The sequence below is a fragment of the Streptomyces sp. NPDC058308 genome (assembly GCF_042880275.1).
Classification (GTDB): Bacteria; Actinomycetota; Actinomycetes; order Streptomycetales; family Streptomycetaceae; genus Streptomyces.
Genome location: NZ_JBHVZA010000026.1, coordinates 1 through 13,442, shown reverse-complemented (window position 1 = coordinate 13,442; position 13,442 = coordinate 1). Strand labels below are relative to the sequence as shown.

Genomic DNA, 13,442 nt, shown 5'->3' with positions numbered 1-13,442 from the left:
TGGGAAGGTACGGCTGCCGAAACGGCGGCGCGTGCGCCCCGGCAGCCGCTGCGCAGGCGGGGATTCAAAGGCAGGCTCTCAGCGGTTGACGGACTGGACCTCCTCCACCACCACGTCCTGCTCCGCGCCGAACTCGCCGTCAGGCAGGGGCTTTTCACCGTTCACGCCCGTGCCCGTCCAGTGGATCTTCCACGTCACCGTGGCCTTCAGCGGGTACGAGCCGTCGCCCGAGGAGCGCAGGTACTTCACGCCGCAGGGCGGGGTCTTTGTGGCCTTGCCTCTGGCGTAGGGCGTGCCGATCCTGTCGCCGACGAGGTCGCAGACGCCGTTCGCGGGATACGTCTCCGCGTCCGCGGTGCCGGGGTCGATCTTGAGGGAGACGGGTTCGGCGGTCGTCGTCGCCTCGATGCCGAGGACGTCGACCCTGGCCGTGACCGACACCGGCTTGAACTCCGCGCCGTCCAGCCAGGCCCAGGTGGGCAGGTTCACCTTGGTCGCGGCCTCGGGGGCCAGCTTCACCTCGGTGCCGGGGACGCGGATCCTGGCGTACGCGAGTTTCGCCAGGATCTCCGGGTCGAGGGCGGGGATACCGGCGGGCGGCGGGTCGCCCTTGTCGACCCAGAAGGTGTCCTTGGTGCACTTGTCCCAGCCGGGCGGGTAGGACTTGTCGGGGAACGCGGTCCACCAGTAGCCCTTGCCGGCCTTGTCGAGGTTGAAGTTCTTGTACGGTTCGCCCTCGACGTACCGCTTGCGCTGCTCCAGGTCCCACTGGGCGCCCGTGGAGTCGACCGACCAGACCGCCTCGCGCTCCTTCTTGAACTGGGCCGGGGTGTAGGTGGGGCCGTACCAGCAGGGCGGCGGGCTGTAGTCGCCGGTGGGGGCGATGGGCCCGGCCTTGGGGCCGGTTCCGTTCTTCGAGTCGTCGTACCTGATGCCGCCCGCGGTGGCCGTCAGCGAGCCGTCGCCGCCGTTCTCGGTGGGGCCCGCGGCGTCGCCGTTCGCGGTGCCGCCGTGGCCGGTCCGCGCGGACGCGGGCCCCGAAAGGAGCAGCGCCGCGGACATCGCCACGGCCCCCGCGGCTACGAGTGACTTCCTTCTCATGGCTGGCATGTGTCGTTCCCCCGGTCGGATGTGGTCGTCTCGGTGATCCAGACGCCCTGTTGGTTCGCGCGCAGTCGGCTGCTGTAGAGCACGAAGTCGTCCTTGGACGGCGCCGACGCCCCGGCGGTCTTCCCCGTCTTCAGGCTCTTGTTGTGTGCCTTGCGCTGGTCCTCGCAGTAGACGAGGCCCGCCGTTTTGCCGCCCGTGACGTCCACCCGGGCGTTGAAGTACCGCTTGATGCCGGTGATCCGGTCCTGGTGGTCGACGTACTCCTGCACGAACCTCTGGCTGCCGGCCGCCGCCTCGCCCTCGGCGTAGAAGCGGTATGCCTTGTGCAGCGGTGCCTGCTCCGCGATGGCCAGGTCGACGGCCTTCAGGTACTGCTCGGTGTCGGCGAGCACCGCGTCCTTGTTCTTGTCGCCCGTCCTGGACCACTCGAACCTGTACGTCAGGTCCGAAGGAAGCTCGATCTCCGGCCGGTTGGCGACGTCCTGCGCGGGCTTGTCCGCGGGGGAAGCCTTTTTTCAGCCCTTCACGGCCCCGCCCAGCGCGAATCCGCCGCCGAGCTTCCGCGAGATCAGGACGTACAGGAGGATCACCGGGGTCGAGTAGAGGATGGAGAACGCGGCGAGCTGGCCGTAGACCACGGTTCCCTTGTTGCCGAAGAAGTCGTTGATGCTGACCGACGCGGGCATCTGTTCCGGGGTGAGCAGCAGCATGAAGGGGACGAAGAAGTTGCCCCACATCATGACGAAGGAGAAGACCGTCACCACGGCCACGCCCGGCCCCATCAAGGGGAGGACGATCCGCAGGAGGGACTGGAAGGACGAGGCGCCGTCGGTCCACGCCGCCTCCTCCAGCTCCTTGGGGACGCCGTCCATGAAGTTCTTCATCAGCCAGATGGCGAACGGGAGTTGGGACGCTGCGAAGAAGAAGATCGTGCCCTGCATCGTGTCGATCAGGTCGACCTGGACGAAGAGGGCGTAGACGGGGACCATGATCGCGGTGATCGGCAGGCTCGTCGCGAAGAGGATCGTCAGCATGAAGGGGCGGTTCAGGCGGGAGCGGTAGCGCGAGAGCGGGTACGCGGCGAGGGCCGCGCAGACCACCGTGAGCAGCGTGCCGCCGCCGCACAGCAGGAGGCTGTTGAGGAGCGGGGTGAAGGTGATCTCGGGGGTGAGCACCTGGTCGTAGTTGTCGAGGGTGAGGCCGTCGGGGACGCGCACCCTGAGGTCCGCCTTCGGGTCGAAGGAGGACAGGACCACCCAGGCCAGGGGAAGCACGAACGCCGCGGCCACGACCAGCAGACCCGCGTCGGCCGCGAGCCGGTGCTTGGTGCGCCGCGACCGGAGCGTGCTCGAAGTCGCCCCGCTCGCAGACATCTTGACGGCCACTCAGACCTCCGTGCGCAGCAGGCGCAGGTAGACGAGGGAGAAGAGGGAGCCGACCAGGAGGAGCAGCAGGGCCACGGCGGTGCCGTAGCCGATCATGCTCTTCTGGAAGGCCTGCTCGTACATGAAGAGCGGGAGCGTCTGGCTGTCGTTGCCCGGGCCGCCGCGCGTCATCACCCAGATCAGCCCGAAGACGGAGAGCGTCTGGAGGGTGTTGAGCATGAGGTTGGTGCCGATCGAGCGGCGGATCATGGGCAGCGTGATGTGCCACATCTTCCGCCAGCCGCTCGCGCCGTCGACCTCCGCGGCCTCGGTGATCTCCTTGGGGATCTCGTTCAGGGCGGCGGAGTAGACGAGCATCGAGAAGGCCGTGCCCCGCCAGACGTTCGCGAACGACACCGCCAGGATCGGCAGGGTGAACATCCAGTTCTGGGACGGGAGATGGAGGGCGTCGAGGACCGCGTTCAGGGTGCCCTCGCGGCGGAAGAAGGCGTAGAGCAGGAAGCCCGCGACGACTTCGGGCAGGACCCAGGCCGTGACGACGATCGCGCCGGTGAGGGTGCGGACCGGCTTGGACGCGCGCTGCATGAGGGAGGCGAGGGCCAGGCCCAGGGTGTTCTGGCCGATGAGGGAGGAGAGGACCGTGAAGACGAGGGTGAGCCAGACCGCGTTGAGGAACCGCTCGTCGCCGAACGCCTCACGGAAGTTGTCGAACCCCACGAAGCTCGACTCGGCCTGCCCGGTGAGCTGGAGGTCGGTGAACGCGATGTACGCGCAGTAGCCGATCGGGCCCGCGAGGAAGAGGACGAGCAGGATGACGGCGGGGGAGACGGGCAGGGCGCGGAGCAGGCCCCGGCGGACGCGGACCCGGGCGGCGTCCGGCGGGGAGGCGGCCGGGCGGCCCGGCGACGTCTTGGCGACGCCGTCGGGGCCCGCGGAGGATGCGGTGGTCACGTGGGGGCACTCACTCTCTGGTCGCGACGGCGGTGACCGGCAGTGGCGCGGGCGGCGGGGTGTGCGGGGGCTCCGGCGGTGGCACGAGCCGGTCCACCAGCTCGACCGCGGCCAGGGAGGTCAGGCCGAGGTACGGCGGCCGGAGCAGCCGCCCGGGGTGTGACACGTGCGCCGCTACCGCTCGACGACCTCGCCGTCCGTCGCCGAATCGACCTCCTTCGCGTAGCCGTTCGCCGCGTCCTTCACCGAGCCGTCGCCCGTCGTCACCGTCTCCATCGCCTCCTGGATCGCCGTGGAGACCTTCGGGTACGCGGGGTACGCGGGCCGGTAGTGCGTCGAGGTCACCAGGTCGGTGAAGAACTTGATGCCGGGCTGCGCCTTCACGTACGCCGGATCGGCCGCCACGTCCTTGCGGACCGCGATCCCCGAGTTGGCGATGTACCACTTCTTGGCGTTGGCCTTCGTCTGCATCGTCTCGATGAACTTGAAGGCCAGCTCGGGGTTGTCCGCCTTGGCCGGGACCGACCAGGTCCAGCCGCCCGACATGCTCACCTTGCCGGGCGCCTGGCCGTGTTGCGTCGGCATGGCGGCCAGGCCCAGCTTCCGGGACCACTCGGGCCACTCGTGACCCGCGCCCTTGCCCCAGTCCTGCGGCAGCCACGAGCCGTCGAGGTTGATCGCCAGCTTGCCCTCGGGCAGCAGCTCACCGCGTACGCGGGTGGGGAAGTTGGGGTCGAGGGCGTCCGAGACGTCCGGTCCGAGCTTCTCCTCGTAGACGGTCTCCACGAACTTCAGGGAGTCCTCGAACCCCTTGCCGCCCGTGATCCACTTCTTCGACTCCGGGTCGTAGAGCGGGTTCTCGCCCGTGCCGTACGCGAGCATCTCGAAGCCCTGCATCGTCGCCGCCTCGCCCGCGGGCTTGCCGGTGTAGACGTTGAGCGGAGTGACGTCCGGGACCTTCTTCTTGACCGTGCGGGCCGCGTCGAGAACCTCGTCCCAGGTCTTCGGCTGCCAGTTCGCGGGCAGGCCCGCCTTCTTGAAGATGGCCTTGTCGAACCAGAGACCGCGGGTGTCCGTCCCGTCCGGCACGCCGTACGTCTTGCCGTCGGCCGCCTTCGCCGCCGTCTTCGCCGTGTCGATGAACTGGTCCCAGTCCCGCCACTTGTCCAGGTAGGGATCGAGCGGCTTCAGATACCCGCTGGTGATGTCCGAGTTGATGAGGAACGTGTCCTCGTAGACCAGGTCGGGCGCGGTCTTCGGGGAGCGCATCATCTGCTGCAGCTTGGTGTAGTACTCGGAGTCCGGCGCCTTGATCGGCACCAGCTTGACCTTCTTGCCGGGGTTCTCCTTCTCGAACTGCTTCCTGATGCCTTCGAGGTAGGTGTCCATGACCTTGATCTTGTTGTCCGTGGACTGCTTGAAGGAGACCTTCACGGTGTCGGGGTCGTCGCCGGAGCCGCCGCCGCACGCGGTGAGGGTCCCGGCGGCGAGCAGGGCGGAGGCGGTGAGGAGCAGGGGGGTGGTGGTGGGGCGCACGGGCACGACCTCCTACTGGCCGACGCGGCTGGGTCGCCACGCGGGGTGCAACGGGGTACGACGCGGGTTGCCCGGTGAACGTACGGGCGTGCTCGGAGCAAGGTCAATCCCCCTGCGGGGGCTGTGAATTGATGCTTTTCATCAACGTGACAACGTTGTTGTCGGGCGCACGCCGATGAGGCACCCGGGGTGGGAAAGGGGACGCCTGCCGGGGCTCAGTCGCCCGCGGCGAGCCAGCGGTAGACCAGTTCGGGGCGGCCGACATGGCCGTACTGAGGACTGCGGGCGGCCCGCGCCGTGTCGACCAGGTGCTCCAGGTAGCGGCGCGCGGTGATGCGGGACAGGCCCGCCGACTGAGCCGCCGCGGTGGCGGTGAGGCCTTCGGGGGCGGCGCGCAGGGTGTGGATGACGCGTTCGAGGGTCGGCCCGCTGAGCCCCTTCGGCAGTGCGGCGGGGCCCGGCGCGCGCAGGGTGGCGAGCGCGCGGTCCACCTCGTCCTGGCCGGTGGCCTCGCCGTCGGCGGCGGCGGTGCGGAACTCCGCGTAGCGGGTGAGGCGGTCGCGGAGGGTGGCGAAGGTGAAGGGCTTCAGGACGTACTGGACGACGCCGAGGGAGACGCCCTCGCGGACGACCGCCAGGTCACGGGCCGACGTCACCGCGATCACGTCCGTGGGGTGCCCCGCCGCGCGCAGGGACCGGGCCAGCTGGAGGCCGTGGCCGTCGGGGAGGTGCAGGTCCAGGAGGATCAGGTCGACCGGAGTGCGCTCCAGGACGCGGCGGGCCTCGGCGGCGGAGTGGGCGGGGCGCCCGATGGCCTCGAAACCGGGGACGCGGTTCACGTAGAGGACGTGGGCGTCGGCCGCGACGGGGTCGTCCTCGACTACGAGTACGCGGATCACCGGTCGCCTCCCTGATCGCTTCTGTCACCCGGGGTGGGGCCGGTGCGAGACGCGGGTGTCCTCAGGGTCACCTCGAACTCCGCTCCGCCCTCCGCGGATTCCCGGACCACCAGTGTGCCGCCGTTGCGGGTGACCGTCTGGTGGACCAGGGCCAGGCCGAGGCCCCGGCCCGTCGGCGCCTTCGTCGACCAGCCGCGTTCGAAGACCGAGCGGCGTTGCGCGGGGTCGACGCCAGGACCCGTGTCCGCGACGCGCAGGAGCAGGCCCGATTCGTCGGCCCGCGCCGTCACGGTGACCCGGGCCACGTGGGAGCCCTGCGCCGCGTCGACCGCGTTGTCGATGAGGTTGCCGAGGACCGTCACCAGGTCGCGGGCGGAGAGGGCCTCCGGGAGCATGCCGTCGTCGATGCTGCTGTCGGCCGAGACGACCAGCTCCACGCCGTGTTCGTTCGCCTGCGCCGCCTTGCCGAGCAGCAGGGCCGCGAGGACGGGCTCGTGGACGGCGGCGACGACCTGGTCGGTCAGCGCCTGGGCCAGTTCCAGTTCGGCGGTGGCGAAGTCGACGGCCTCGTCCGCGCGGCCGAGCTCGATCAGGGACACCACCGTGTGGAGGCGGTTCGCCGCCTCGTGGGCCTGCGAGCGCAGCGCCCGCGTGAAGCCGCGCTCGGAGTCCAGCTCCCCGGCGAGCGCCTGGAGTTCGGTGTGGTCGCGCAGGGTGACCACCGTGCCGCGGCGCTCGCCGCCCGTCACGGGGGAGGTGTTGACGACGACCACGCGGTCGGCGGTCAGGTGCAGCTCGTCGACCCGCGGCTCCGTGGCGAGCAGCGCACCCGTCAGCGGGGCGGGGAGTCCGAGCTCGGCGACGTTGCGGCCGATGACCGGGCCGCCCGGGACGCCGAGCAGTTCGCGGCCGCCGTCGTTGATGAGCGCGATCCGCCGCTGTCCGTCCAGCATGAGGAGCCCCTCGCGCACCGCGTGCAGCGCCGCCTCGTGGTAGTCGTGCATGCGGCTCAGCTCGCCGGCGTTCATGCCGTGGGTGCTGCGGCGCAGGCGCGCGTTGATGACGTACGTACCGATGCCGCCGAGTACGAGGGCCGCCGCCGCGACACCGAGCAGCGCGACGAGCTGGCCGCGGGCCTTCGCGGTGATCTCCTCGACGGTGATCCCGGCGCTCACCAGCCCGACGACGCGACCGCCGGAGCCCGCCTCGGAGCCGGAGCCGGAGGCCGCCCGGATCGGGGTGACCACCCGTACCGAAGGGCCCAGTGTCCCCGTGTACGTCTCCGTGAAGGTCCGGCCGCGGAGCGCGGCCGCGCGGTGGCCGAGGAAGCGCTCGCCGATGCGCCGCTCGTCCGGATGGGTCCAGCGGATGCCGCGCGGGTCCATGATCGTGACGAAGTCGACGCCCGTGTCGCGCTGCACCCGCGCCGCGTACGGCTGGAGCTCCTTCGACGGGTCGCTGCCGCGGATCGCCTCCCGTACCGAGGGGGAGTCCGCGACGGCGCGTGCCGCCGCCGTCGCCTGCCGGCGCGCGCCCTCCTCGGCCTGGTGCTTGTCGCTCAGGTACGTGAAGAGTGCGCACCCGGCGACCACCACCGTGACCAGCACGATCTGCATCGCGAAGAGCTGGCCCGCCAGGCTGCGCGGCAGCCGGCGCGGGCGGCCGGGAGGGGTGCGGGACATGGTGCCAGTCTGCCTCGTCGTACACGTGGTCGTATAAGTGCGAACTAAATGAACGCAAGGGTGACCGCCCTCACAGACCGGGAGATAGTCACCGGGATCGCCCGGGACGGGAGCCGATCACCCAGGACGTGAGCCGAGCACGCAGAGCGTGGGCCGCGTCCGCAGGGCGCGAGCCGCACGCACAGGACGTGAGCCGCACGCACCGCAGGCACCACAACGCCGACGTCGTCGTTCAAGGAGGGCCCCGTGACCACCACGGCCGACCCACAAGCGCAGCCCGCAGCCAAGCGGGACCGCACGCATTACCTCTACATCGCCGTGATCGGCGCCGTGCTGCTCGGCATCGCCGTCGGCTTCATCTGGCCGGACTTCGCCAAGGACCTGAAGCCGGTCGGCTCCGGCTTCGTCGATCTGATCAAGATGATGATCTCGCCGATCATCTTCTGCACGATCGTTCTCGGCGTCGGTTCGGTGCGCAAGGCAGCCAAGGTCGGCAAGGTCGGCGGGCTCGCGCTCGGCTACTTCATGGCGATGTCCGTGGTCGCGCTCGCCATCGGGCTCGTCGTCGGCAACATCCTGCACCCGGGTTCGGGCATGGACATCACCGAGTCCGAGAAGGGCGCGGGCCACGAGGCCGCCGACAAGGCGGACAAGGGTCTCGTCGACTTCGTGATCGGCATCATCCCCAAGACCTTCGTCTCCGCCTTCACCCAGGGCGAGGTCCTCCAGACGCTGCTCGTCGCGCTGCTCGTGGGCTTCGCGCTGCAGGCCATGGGCAGCTCCGGCGAGCCGGTGCTGCGGGGCATCGGGCACATCCAGAAGCTGGTCTTCCGGGTTCTCGGCATGATCATGTGGGCGGCCCCGGTCGGCGCGTTCGGCGCGATGGCGGCCGTCATCGGCGAGACGGGCGTCGACGCGCTCAAGGCGCTCGCCACGATCATGATCGGGTTCTACGTCACCTGCGTGCTGTTCATCGTGGTGGTGCTCGGCACGCTGGTACGGGTGGTGACCGGGGTCAACCTCTTCAAGCTGCTCAAGTACCTGGGCCGCGAGTTCCTGCTCATTCTCTCCACCTCCTCCTCCGAGTCCGCGCTGCCGCGGCTCATCGCGAAGATGGAGCACCTGGGGGTCAGCAGGCCGGTCGTCGGCATCACGGTTCCGACGGGCTACTCCTTCAACCTCGACGGCACCATGATCTACCTGACCATGTCCTCGCTCTTCATCGCCGACGCGATGCACCAGCCGCTGGGCATCGGCGAGCAGATCTCGCTGCTGCTCTTCATGATGATCGCGTCGAAGGGCGCGGCGGGCGTCTCCGGTTCGGGCATCGCGGTCCTCGCGAGCGGCCTCCAGTCGCACAAGCCCGCGCTGGTCGACGGGGTCGGCCTGATCATCGGCGTCGACCGCTTCATGAGCGAGGCGCGCGCCCTCACCAACTTCGCGGGCAACGCGGTCGCCACGCTGCTGATCGGCACGTGGACCAAGGAGGTCGACAAGGACCGCGTCACGGCGGTCCTGGCCGGGCAACTGCCTTTCGACGAACGTACGTTGGTGGATGACGATCACGAGACCGCTGGGCCCTCCGGGGCGGGCGAGGCGGACGCGGGCGACGCGGACGCCGTGCCGGAGCCGCGTGATGAGGGCGGCAAGGAGCCGGTGAAGGTGTAGTAGAAGGTGTAGTAGTCGTCACCGTATCCGCGAGAGGGGTGGGGGTGCCGATTCCGGCGCCCCTGCCCCTTTCCTCTTCTTCTCGCCCTTTTTCTTCTCGCCCTTTCGCCGGCGACGGCGATCCGTGAAATCCCTGCGGCCGGGCTTCTCGTCTTGGTGTGATCAGGACATGACGATCTCGATGCCCACCCGCTGGCCGGAGTGCGGGCGCGTGGGGTGCGGTGGGGAAGTGGTGCGCCGGGGCGAGTGCCTGGCGCACCTGGACGCGGACGCGCGGAAGGCCTACTTCGAGGGCTTGCGTCCTGGCGATGACGTGGGCCACCGGGGTACGAGCTTCGACGCCGAGCTCCTGGGCGCCCTGAAAGCGGCCGTGTACGACCCGGAGAGCCGGAGTCCCCGGTTCGGGTGGGCGCGCTTCGTCGGGGCGACGTTCACGGATGAGGCCCGCTTCACCGGGGTCACGTTCACCTCCGATGCCTCGTTCGAGGAGGCCCGTTTCTCCGGGGACGCCTACTTCGACGGGGCGGAGTTCTACGGGACCGCTCTTTTCTCGGGCTCGAAATTCACCGGAGCAGGTGTGTTCACCGCTGCACAGTTCTGGGGGCGCGCGGAATTCGAGGCGGCCTGGTTCGCGCAGAGAGCCCTGTGGGGAAGGGTGGCATTCCGTACATACGTCCGCTTCGATCATTCCCGATTCGACGGGAACGTATCTTTTCACCAGGCGAGAATGGGCGACGCCGCATTCCGTGAAGCCGTCTTCACCGGAAAAGCAGTGTGCCTGTCGGTGACGCAGATTCGGAGTCTCTCCTTCAAGGGCAGCGTCTGCGCCCCGCGGCTGGACCTGGAAGGAGCGGTGATCAGCGGGGACTGCCTGCTGACAGACGCCGAGCTCGGGCGAGGCATATCGCTGCGAGGTACCTCGGTCAAGGGGCGGGTGGAAATGGAAGACCTGATGCTCTCGGACCGGGCCGAGGACTTTCTGTCCGTCACCCTGGTGCCACGAGAGAGAGCTCACGTATTGGGTGAGCACGAAGAGGGAGATCTGGGGCTGGACCGAATCCGTTCCGCCAGGCCCCGCCTCACCCCTCTCCTGCGAGTGTGGGGAAATGAATTCCGCGGTCACGTACTGATCCACCGCCACCCGGCAGGCCGGAAGTCAGCCGCGCAGGACCGCCGGGACGCGTACCTGTCGCGGCGCAAACGGCGCCGGACGGATGCCGCCCTCGTCGCGGCCCTCGCGGCATTTTCGGTACTCGCCTTCTTCGTCACCCACGAGATCACCGCGGGCATTCTGGACGTGCACGCAGGCCTCCAGTTCGAGCCGTCCGAGACGGGCCAGATCATCACGGCGGTGAGCGGAATGGTCCTGGCGATCGGCACGGGCGGCGCCGCCGTGGTCAAGGCCATCGCCCTGCTGATTCACGCGAGAGCCGACATCCTGCGCGCCAGGGCGGGGCTCCCGCCGGCGGAGAGCGCGTCGGGAGCGGAGGCGGGGGACCCCCCTCCGGGTGAGGCGGAGTCGCCCTCGCTCTGAGTTCGCCCTCGCTCTGAGTGCGGCCTCACTCTGAGTGTGGCCTCACTCCGGGTTCGGCGTCGCTCCGGGTTCGCCCTCGCCCCGAGTTCTGCTCCCGCCCCGCGTTACGGCAAAGCCGCAATGATCTCCCGCGCCCGTTCCGCCGGAACCCCCGCCGACATGAGTGCCGTCGACGCGGCGGCCCGGCCCGCGTCCTGTGGGGCGAGGAGGCCGTCGTTGACGGCCTCCATCAGGCCGAAGAGCTGTTGCTCGTGGACATAGGCGAGGGCGGCGGGTGGCAGGGGCGAGGTGAACGCGCCCTGGGCCAGCCCGTGGCGGAGGACGTCCACGCACTCCGCGCGGACCGGGGCGAGGCGCTGTCTGATGCCCTCCATCGCGACGCTGCGCTGGGCGAGGGCGATGAGCAGGCGGTAGCCGTCGGCGATCTCCCAGACGGCGACCATCGAGTGGGCGAGCGATTCGGCGGGGTCGTCCGACCGTGCGCGCCCGGAGGCGTGGGCCGCGGCGACCGCCTCCGCCGCGCCGTCGATGAGCGCGCCGATCAGCGCCTCCCGGCTGGGGAAGTGCCCGTACACCGTCCTGCGCACGACGCCCGCGGCGCGCGCGATCTGGTCCATGGAAGCGTCCGGATCGCGCAGCAGCTCGGCGAGGGCCACCTCCAGGATGCGGCGGCGGTTGGCGTCGGCTCGGCTCATGGGCTCCATTGTGCACGCGGGCCTCGCGGGGGGTTTCCGGGCTTCGGCCGAGGGCGGCTCCGTCGTCTCTGCCCTGTTTTGCACGGCGGTGCGCAATGGCGTAAGTTGCACAGTCGTGTGTAATTGCACAGTGCTGTGCAAGGTGATGCTGTGCAAGGTCACCGGGAAGCAGGAACGTACATGGAGCATGGAAGGGTGAGGCTTCGGTGGCTCTCGTCATGAAGCAACCGGTCGAGGAGATGAAGCAGCCGTACGCGCGGCGCTGGTGGGCCCTGGGCGTGCTGTGCCTGAGTCTGCTGATCATCGTGATGGCGAACACGGCGCTGACCGTCGCCGCCCCCGACATGACCAAGGATCTCGGACTCTCCAGCTCCGACCTGCAGTGGGTCATCGACGGCTACACCGTCCCGTACGCCGCGCTGATGCTGCTGCTCGGTGCGATCGGCGACAAGTACAGCCGGCGCGGCGCGCTCGTGCTCGGCCTCGTCGTGTTCGGCGCGGGCTCGGTCGCGGGCTCGCTCGTCGACAGCTCGGGCGGGGTCATCGCGGCCCGCGCGGTGATGGGCTTCGGCGCGGCGATGATCATGCCGGCCACGCTGTCGCTGCTCGCCGCGACGTTCCCGCGTGCGGAGCGGGCCAAGGCCATCGTCCTGTGGACCGCCACCGCGGGTCTCGCCATCGCCGCGGGGCCGCTGGTCGCCGGCGCGCTCCTGGAGAACCACGGCTGGGCGTCGACCTTCCTGATCAACGTGCCCGTCGCCATCGTCGCGCTCGTCGGCGCGTTCGTGCTCATCCCGCCGTCCAAGGCCGGGCACAGCAACCGGATCGACTACGTCGGCGGCGCGCTCTCCGTCGTCTGGACCGGCGCGCTGGTCTACATGATCATCCAGGGCCCGCACTTCGGCTGGGACGCCAAGGCCGTCTCGGCGGCGGTCGTCGCGGGCCTCGGCCTGCTCGCCTTCGTGGCCTGGGAGCTGCGCCACCCGCACCCGATCCTGAACGTCCGCCGCTTCCTCGACCGCCGCTTCGCCGGCTCGAACCTCGCGGTGGCGCTCTTCTTCCTCGCGGTCTTCGGCGCGTTCTACTACCTCACGCAGCACCTGCAGTTCGTGCTCGGCTACAACCCGCTGGAGACGGGCGTGCGCATGCTGCCGCTCGCGGGCGCGGTCTTCGTCGGGTCGGCCCTCACGGGGTACCTGACCCCGCGCATCGGCATGAAGATCACGGTGTCGGCGGGCATGGTCGCGGGCACCGTGGCGCTCGCGCTGCTCACGCGGGTGGACTCCGGTTCCTCGTACGGGGACTTCGTGGCCCCGCTGATCATCCTCGGCCTGGCGATCGGCCTCGCGCTCTCGCCCTGCACCGACGCCATCATGGGCGCGTTCCCCGAGTCCGAACTCGGCGTCGGCGGCGCGGTCAACGACACCTCCCTGGAGCTCGGCGGCTCGCTCGGCATCGCCATCCTCGGCTCGGTGCTCGCCAGTTCGTACTCCTCGAAGCTGGCGGACGCGGCCGGGGCCTCCGGGACGAAGCTGCCGCCCGGCACGCTGGACACCGCGCAGGACTCGGTCGGCGCGGGCTACGCGGTGGCGCAGGGCATCGGCGAGAAGGCGCAGGCGGCGGCCGAGAAGGCGGCCCACGCGAGCTCGCAGCAGCAGGCGGCGCAGCTCAAGGGCCAGGCCGACCAACTCGCGCAGGGCGCGGGCAAGATGGCGGACGCGGTCGGCTCCGCGTTCTCGGACGCGGTGGCCCACACCAGCCTGGTCGGCGCGGGGATCCTCGGCGTTGGAACGGTGCTGGTCGCGGTGCTGCTGCCGCGCAAGGGCCGCACCGAGCCCGCGGGCGGCACCGAATCGACGTCGGGCGCCGGATCGGCCGCCGACGGCGCGAAGGGGACGCGCGAGCGGCAGCCGCAGCGCTGACCCGGACACCGCGCTGACCCGGACACCGCGAAAGGTCGGGCCGCCCCTCAGGGGGCGGCC

At 70.1% G+C, this 13,442-nt stretch carries 12 protein-coding genes; 3 read left to right on the top strand and 9 right to left on the bottom strand.

Translation table 11 applies throughout. The features are described 5' to 3' along the window. Window positions 1-78: 78 nt before the first annotated feature. The 8 genes from ACFVYL_RS29440 to ACFVYL_RS29405 all read right to left on the bottom strand — a co-directional run bounded on the left by ACFVYL_RS29440 (window position 79) and on the right by ACFVYL_RS29405 (window position 7,563). On the bottom strand, window positions 79-1,110 hold the full coding sequence (locus ACFVYL_RS29440) for a hypothetical protein (protein ID WP_389721219.1): 1,032 nt from the start codon (window positions 1,108-1,110) through the stop codon (window positions 79-81). Beyond that, complete coding sequence (locus tag ACFVYL_RS29435) at window positions 1,098-1,502, bottom strand: hypothetical protein (protein WP_389721217.1); 405 nt, start codon at window positions 1,500-1,502, stop codon at window positions 1,098-1,100. The genes ACFVYL_RS29440 and ACFVYL_RS29435 overlap by 13 nt, the downstream gene beginning before the upstream one ends. A gap of 123 nt (window positions 1,503-1,625) precedes the next feature. Then, entirely contained in the window at window positions 1,626-2,483 is an 858-nt protein-coding gene (locus tag ACFVYL_RS29430; protein WP_389721369.1) for a carbohydrate ABC transporter permease, read from the bottom strand. A gap of 12 nt (window positions 2,484-2,495) precedes the next feature. After that, the gene (locus ACFVYL_RS29425; RefSeq protein WP_389721215.1) at window positions 2,496-3,446 is read right to left on the bottom strand and encodes a carbohydrate ABC transporter permease; all 951 of its coding nucleotides are present in this window, start codon (window positions 3,444-3,446) and stop codon (window positions 2,496-2,498) included. A gap of 10 nt (window positions 3,447-3,456) precedes the next feature. Continuing rightward, window positions 3,457-3,612 (bottom strand): hypothetical protein, encoded by a 156-nt coding sequence (locus tag ACFVYL_RS29420; protein WP_389721213.1) that lies wholly within the window; start codon window positions 3,610-3,612, stop codon window positions 3,457-3,459. Between the two features lie 8 nt (window positions 3,613-3,620). After that, on the bottom strand, window positions 3,621-4,988 hold the full coding sequence (locus ACFVYL_RS29415; protein WP_389721211.1) for an extracellular solute-binding protein: 1,368 nt from the start codon (window positions 4,986-4,988) through the stop codon (window positions 3,621-3,623). 209 nt (window positions 4,989-5,197) lie between these two features. Further along, window positions 5,198-5,881, bottom strand: coding sequence for a response regulator (locus ACFVYL_RS29410; RefSeq protein WP_389721209.1), 684 nt, complete (start codon window positions 5,879-5,881; stop codon window positions 5,198-5,200). Further along, on the bottom strand, window positions 5,878-7,563 hold the full coding sequence (locus ACFVYL_RS29405) for an ATP-binding protein (protein WP_389721207.1): 1,686 nt from the start codon (window positions 7,561-7,563) through the stop codon (window positions 5,878-5,880). The genes ACFVYL_RS29410 and ACFVYL_RS29405 overlap by 4 nt, the downstream gene beginning before the upstream one ends. Window positions 7,564-7,809: 246 nt before the next feature. Here ACFVYL_RS29405 and ACFVYL_RS29400 point away from each other — a divergent pair, with 246 nt between their 5' ends. Together ACFVYL_RS29400 and ACFVYL_RS29395 are read left to right on the top strand one after the other, a co-directional pair. Beyond that, window positions 7,810-9,231, top strand: coding sequence for a cation:dicarboxylate symporter family transporter (locus ACFVYL_RS29400; RefSeq protein WP_389721205.1), 1,422 nt, complete (start codon window positions 7,810-7,812; stop codon window positions 9,229-9,231). Between the two features lie 370 nt (window positions 9,232-9,601). Then, window positions 9,602-10,765, top strand: a complete 1,164-nt coding sequence (locus ACFVYL_RS29395) for a pentapeptide repeat-containing protein (protein WP_389721203.1) — start codon at window positions 9,602-9,604, stop codon at window positions 10,763-10,765. Window positions 10,766-10,869: 104 nt separating this feature from the next. Here ACFVYL_RS29395 and ACFVYL_RS29390 read toward each other — a convergent pair whose 3' ends face one another. Next, window positions 10,870-11,469: a TetR/AcrR family transcriptional regulator gene (locus tag ACFVYL_RS29390; protein ID WP_389721201.1), complete on the bottom strand. Its 600-nt coding sequence runs from the start codon at window positions 11,467-11,469 to the stop codon at window positions 10,870-10,872. Between the two features lie 197 nt (window positions 11,470-11,666). Between ACFVYL_RS29390 and ACFVYL_RS29385 the strand changes: the two genes are divergently transcribed. After that, window positions 11,667-13,382, top strand: coding sequence for an MFS transporter (locus ACFVYL_RS29385; protein ID WP_389721199.1), 1,716 nt, complete (start codon window positions 11,667-11,669; stop codon window positions 13,380-13,382). The last annotated feature ends 60 nt before the right edge of the window (window positions 13,383-13,442 follow it).

Excerpts from the sequence above, each read along its gene's own strand:
- ACFVYL_RS29430 (WP_389721369.1), bottom strand. The coding sequence starts at position 2,483 with ATGTCTGCGAGCGGGGCGACTTCGAGCACGCTCCGGTCGCGGCGCACC.
- ACFVYL_RS29390 (WP_389721201.1), bottom strand. The coding sequence starts at position 11,469 with ATGGAGCCCATGAGCCGAGCCGACGCCAACCGCCGCCGCATCCTGGAG.
- ACFVYL_RS29405 (WP_389721207.1), bottom strand. The coding sequence starts at position 7,563 with ATGTCCCGCACCCCTCCCGGCCGCCCGCGCCGGCTGCCGCGCAGCCTG.
- ACFVYL_RS29440 (WP_389721219.1), bottom strand. The coding sequence starts at position 1,110 with ATGCCAGCCATGAGAAGGAAGTCACTCGTAGCCGCGGGGGCCGTGGCG.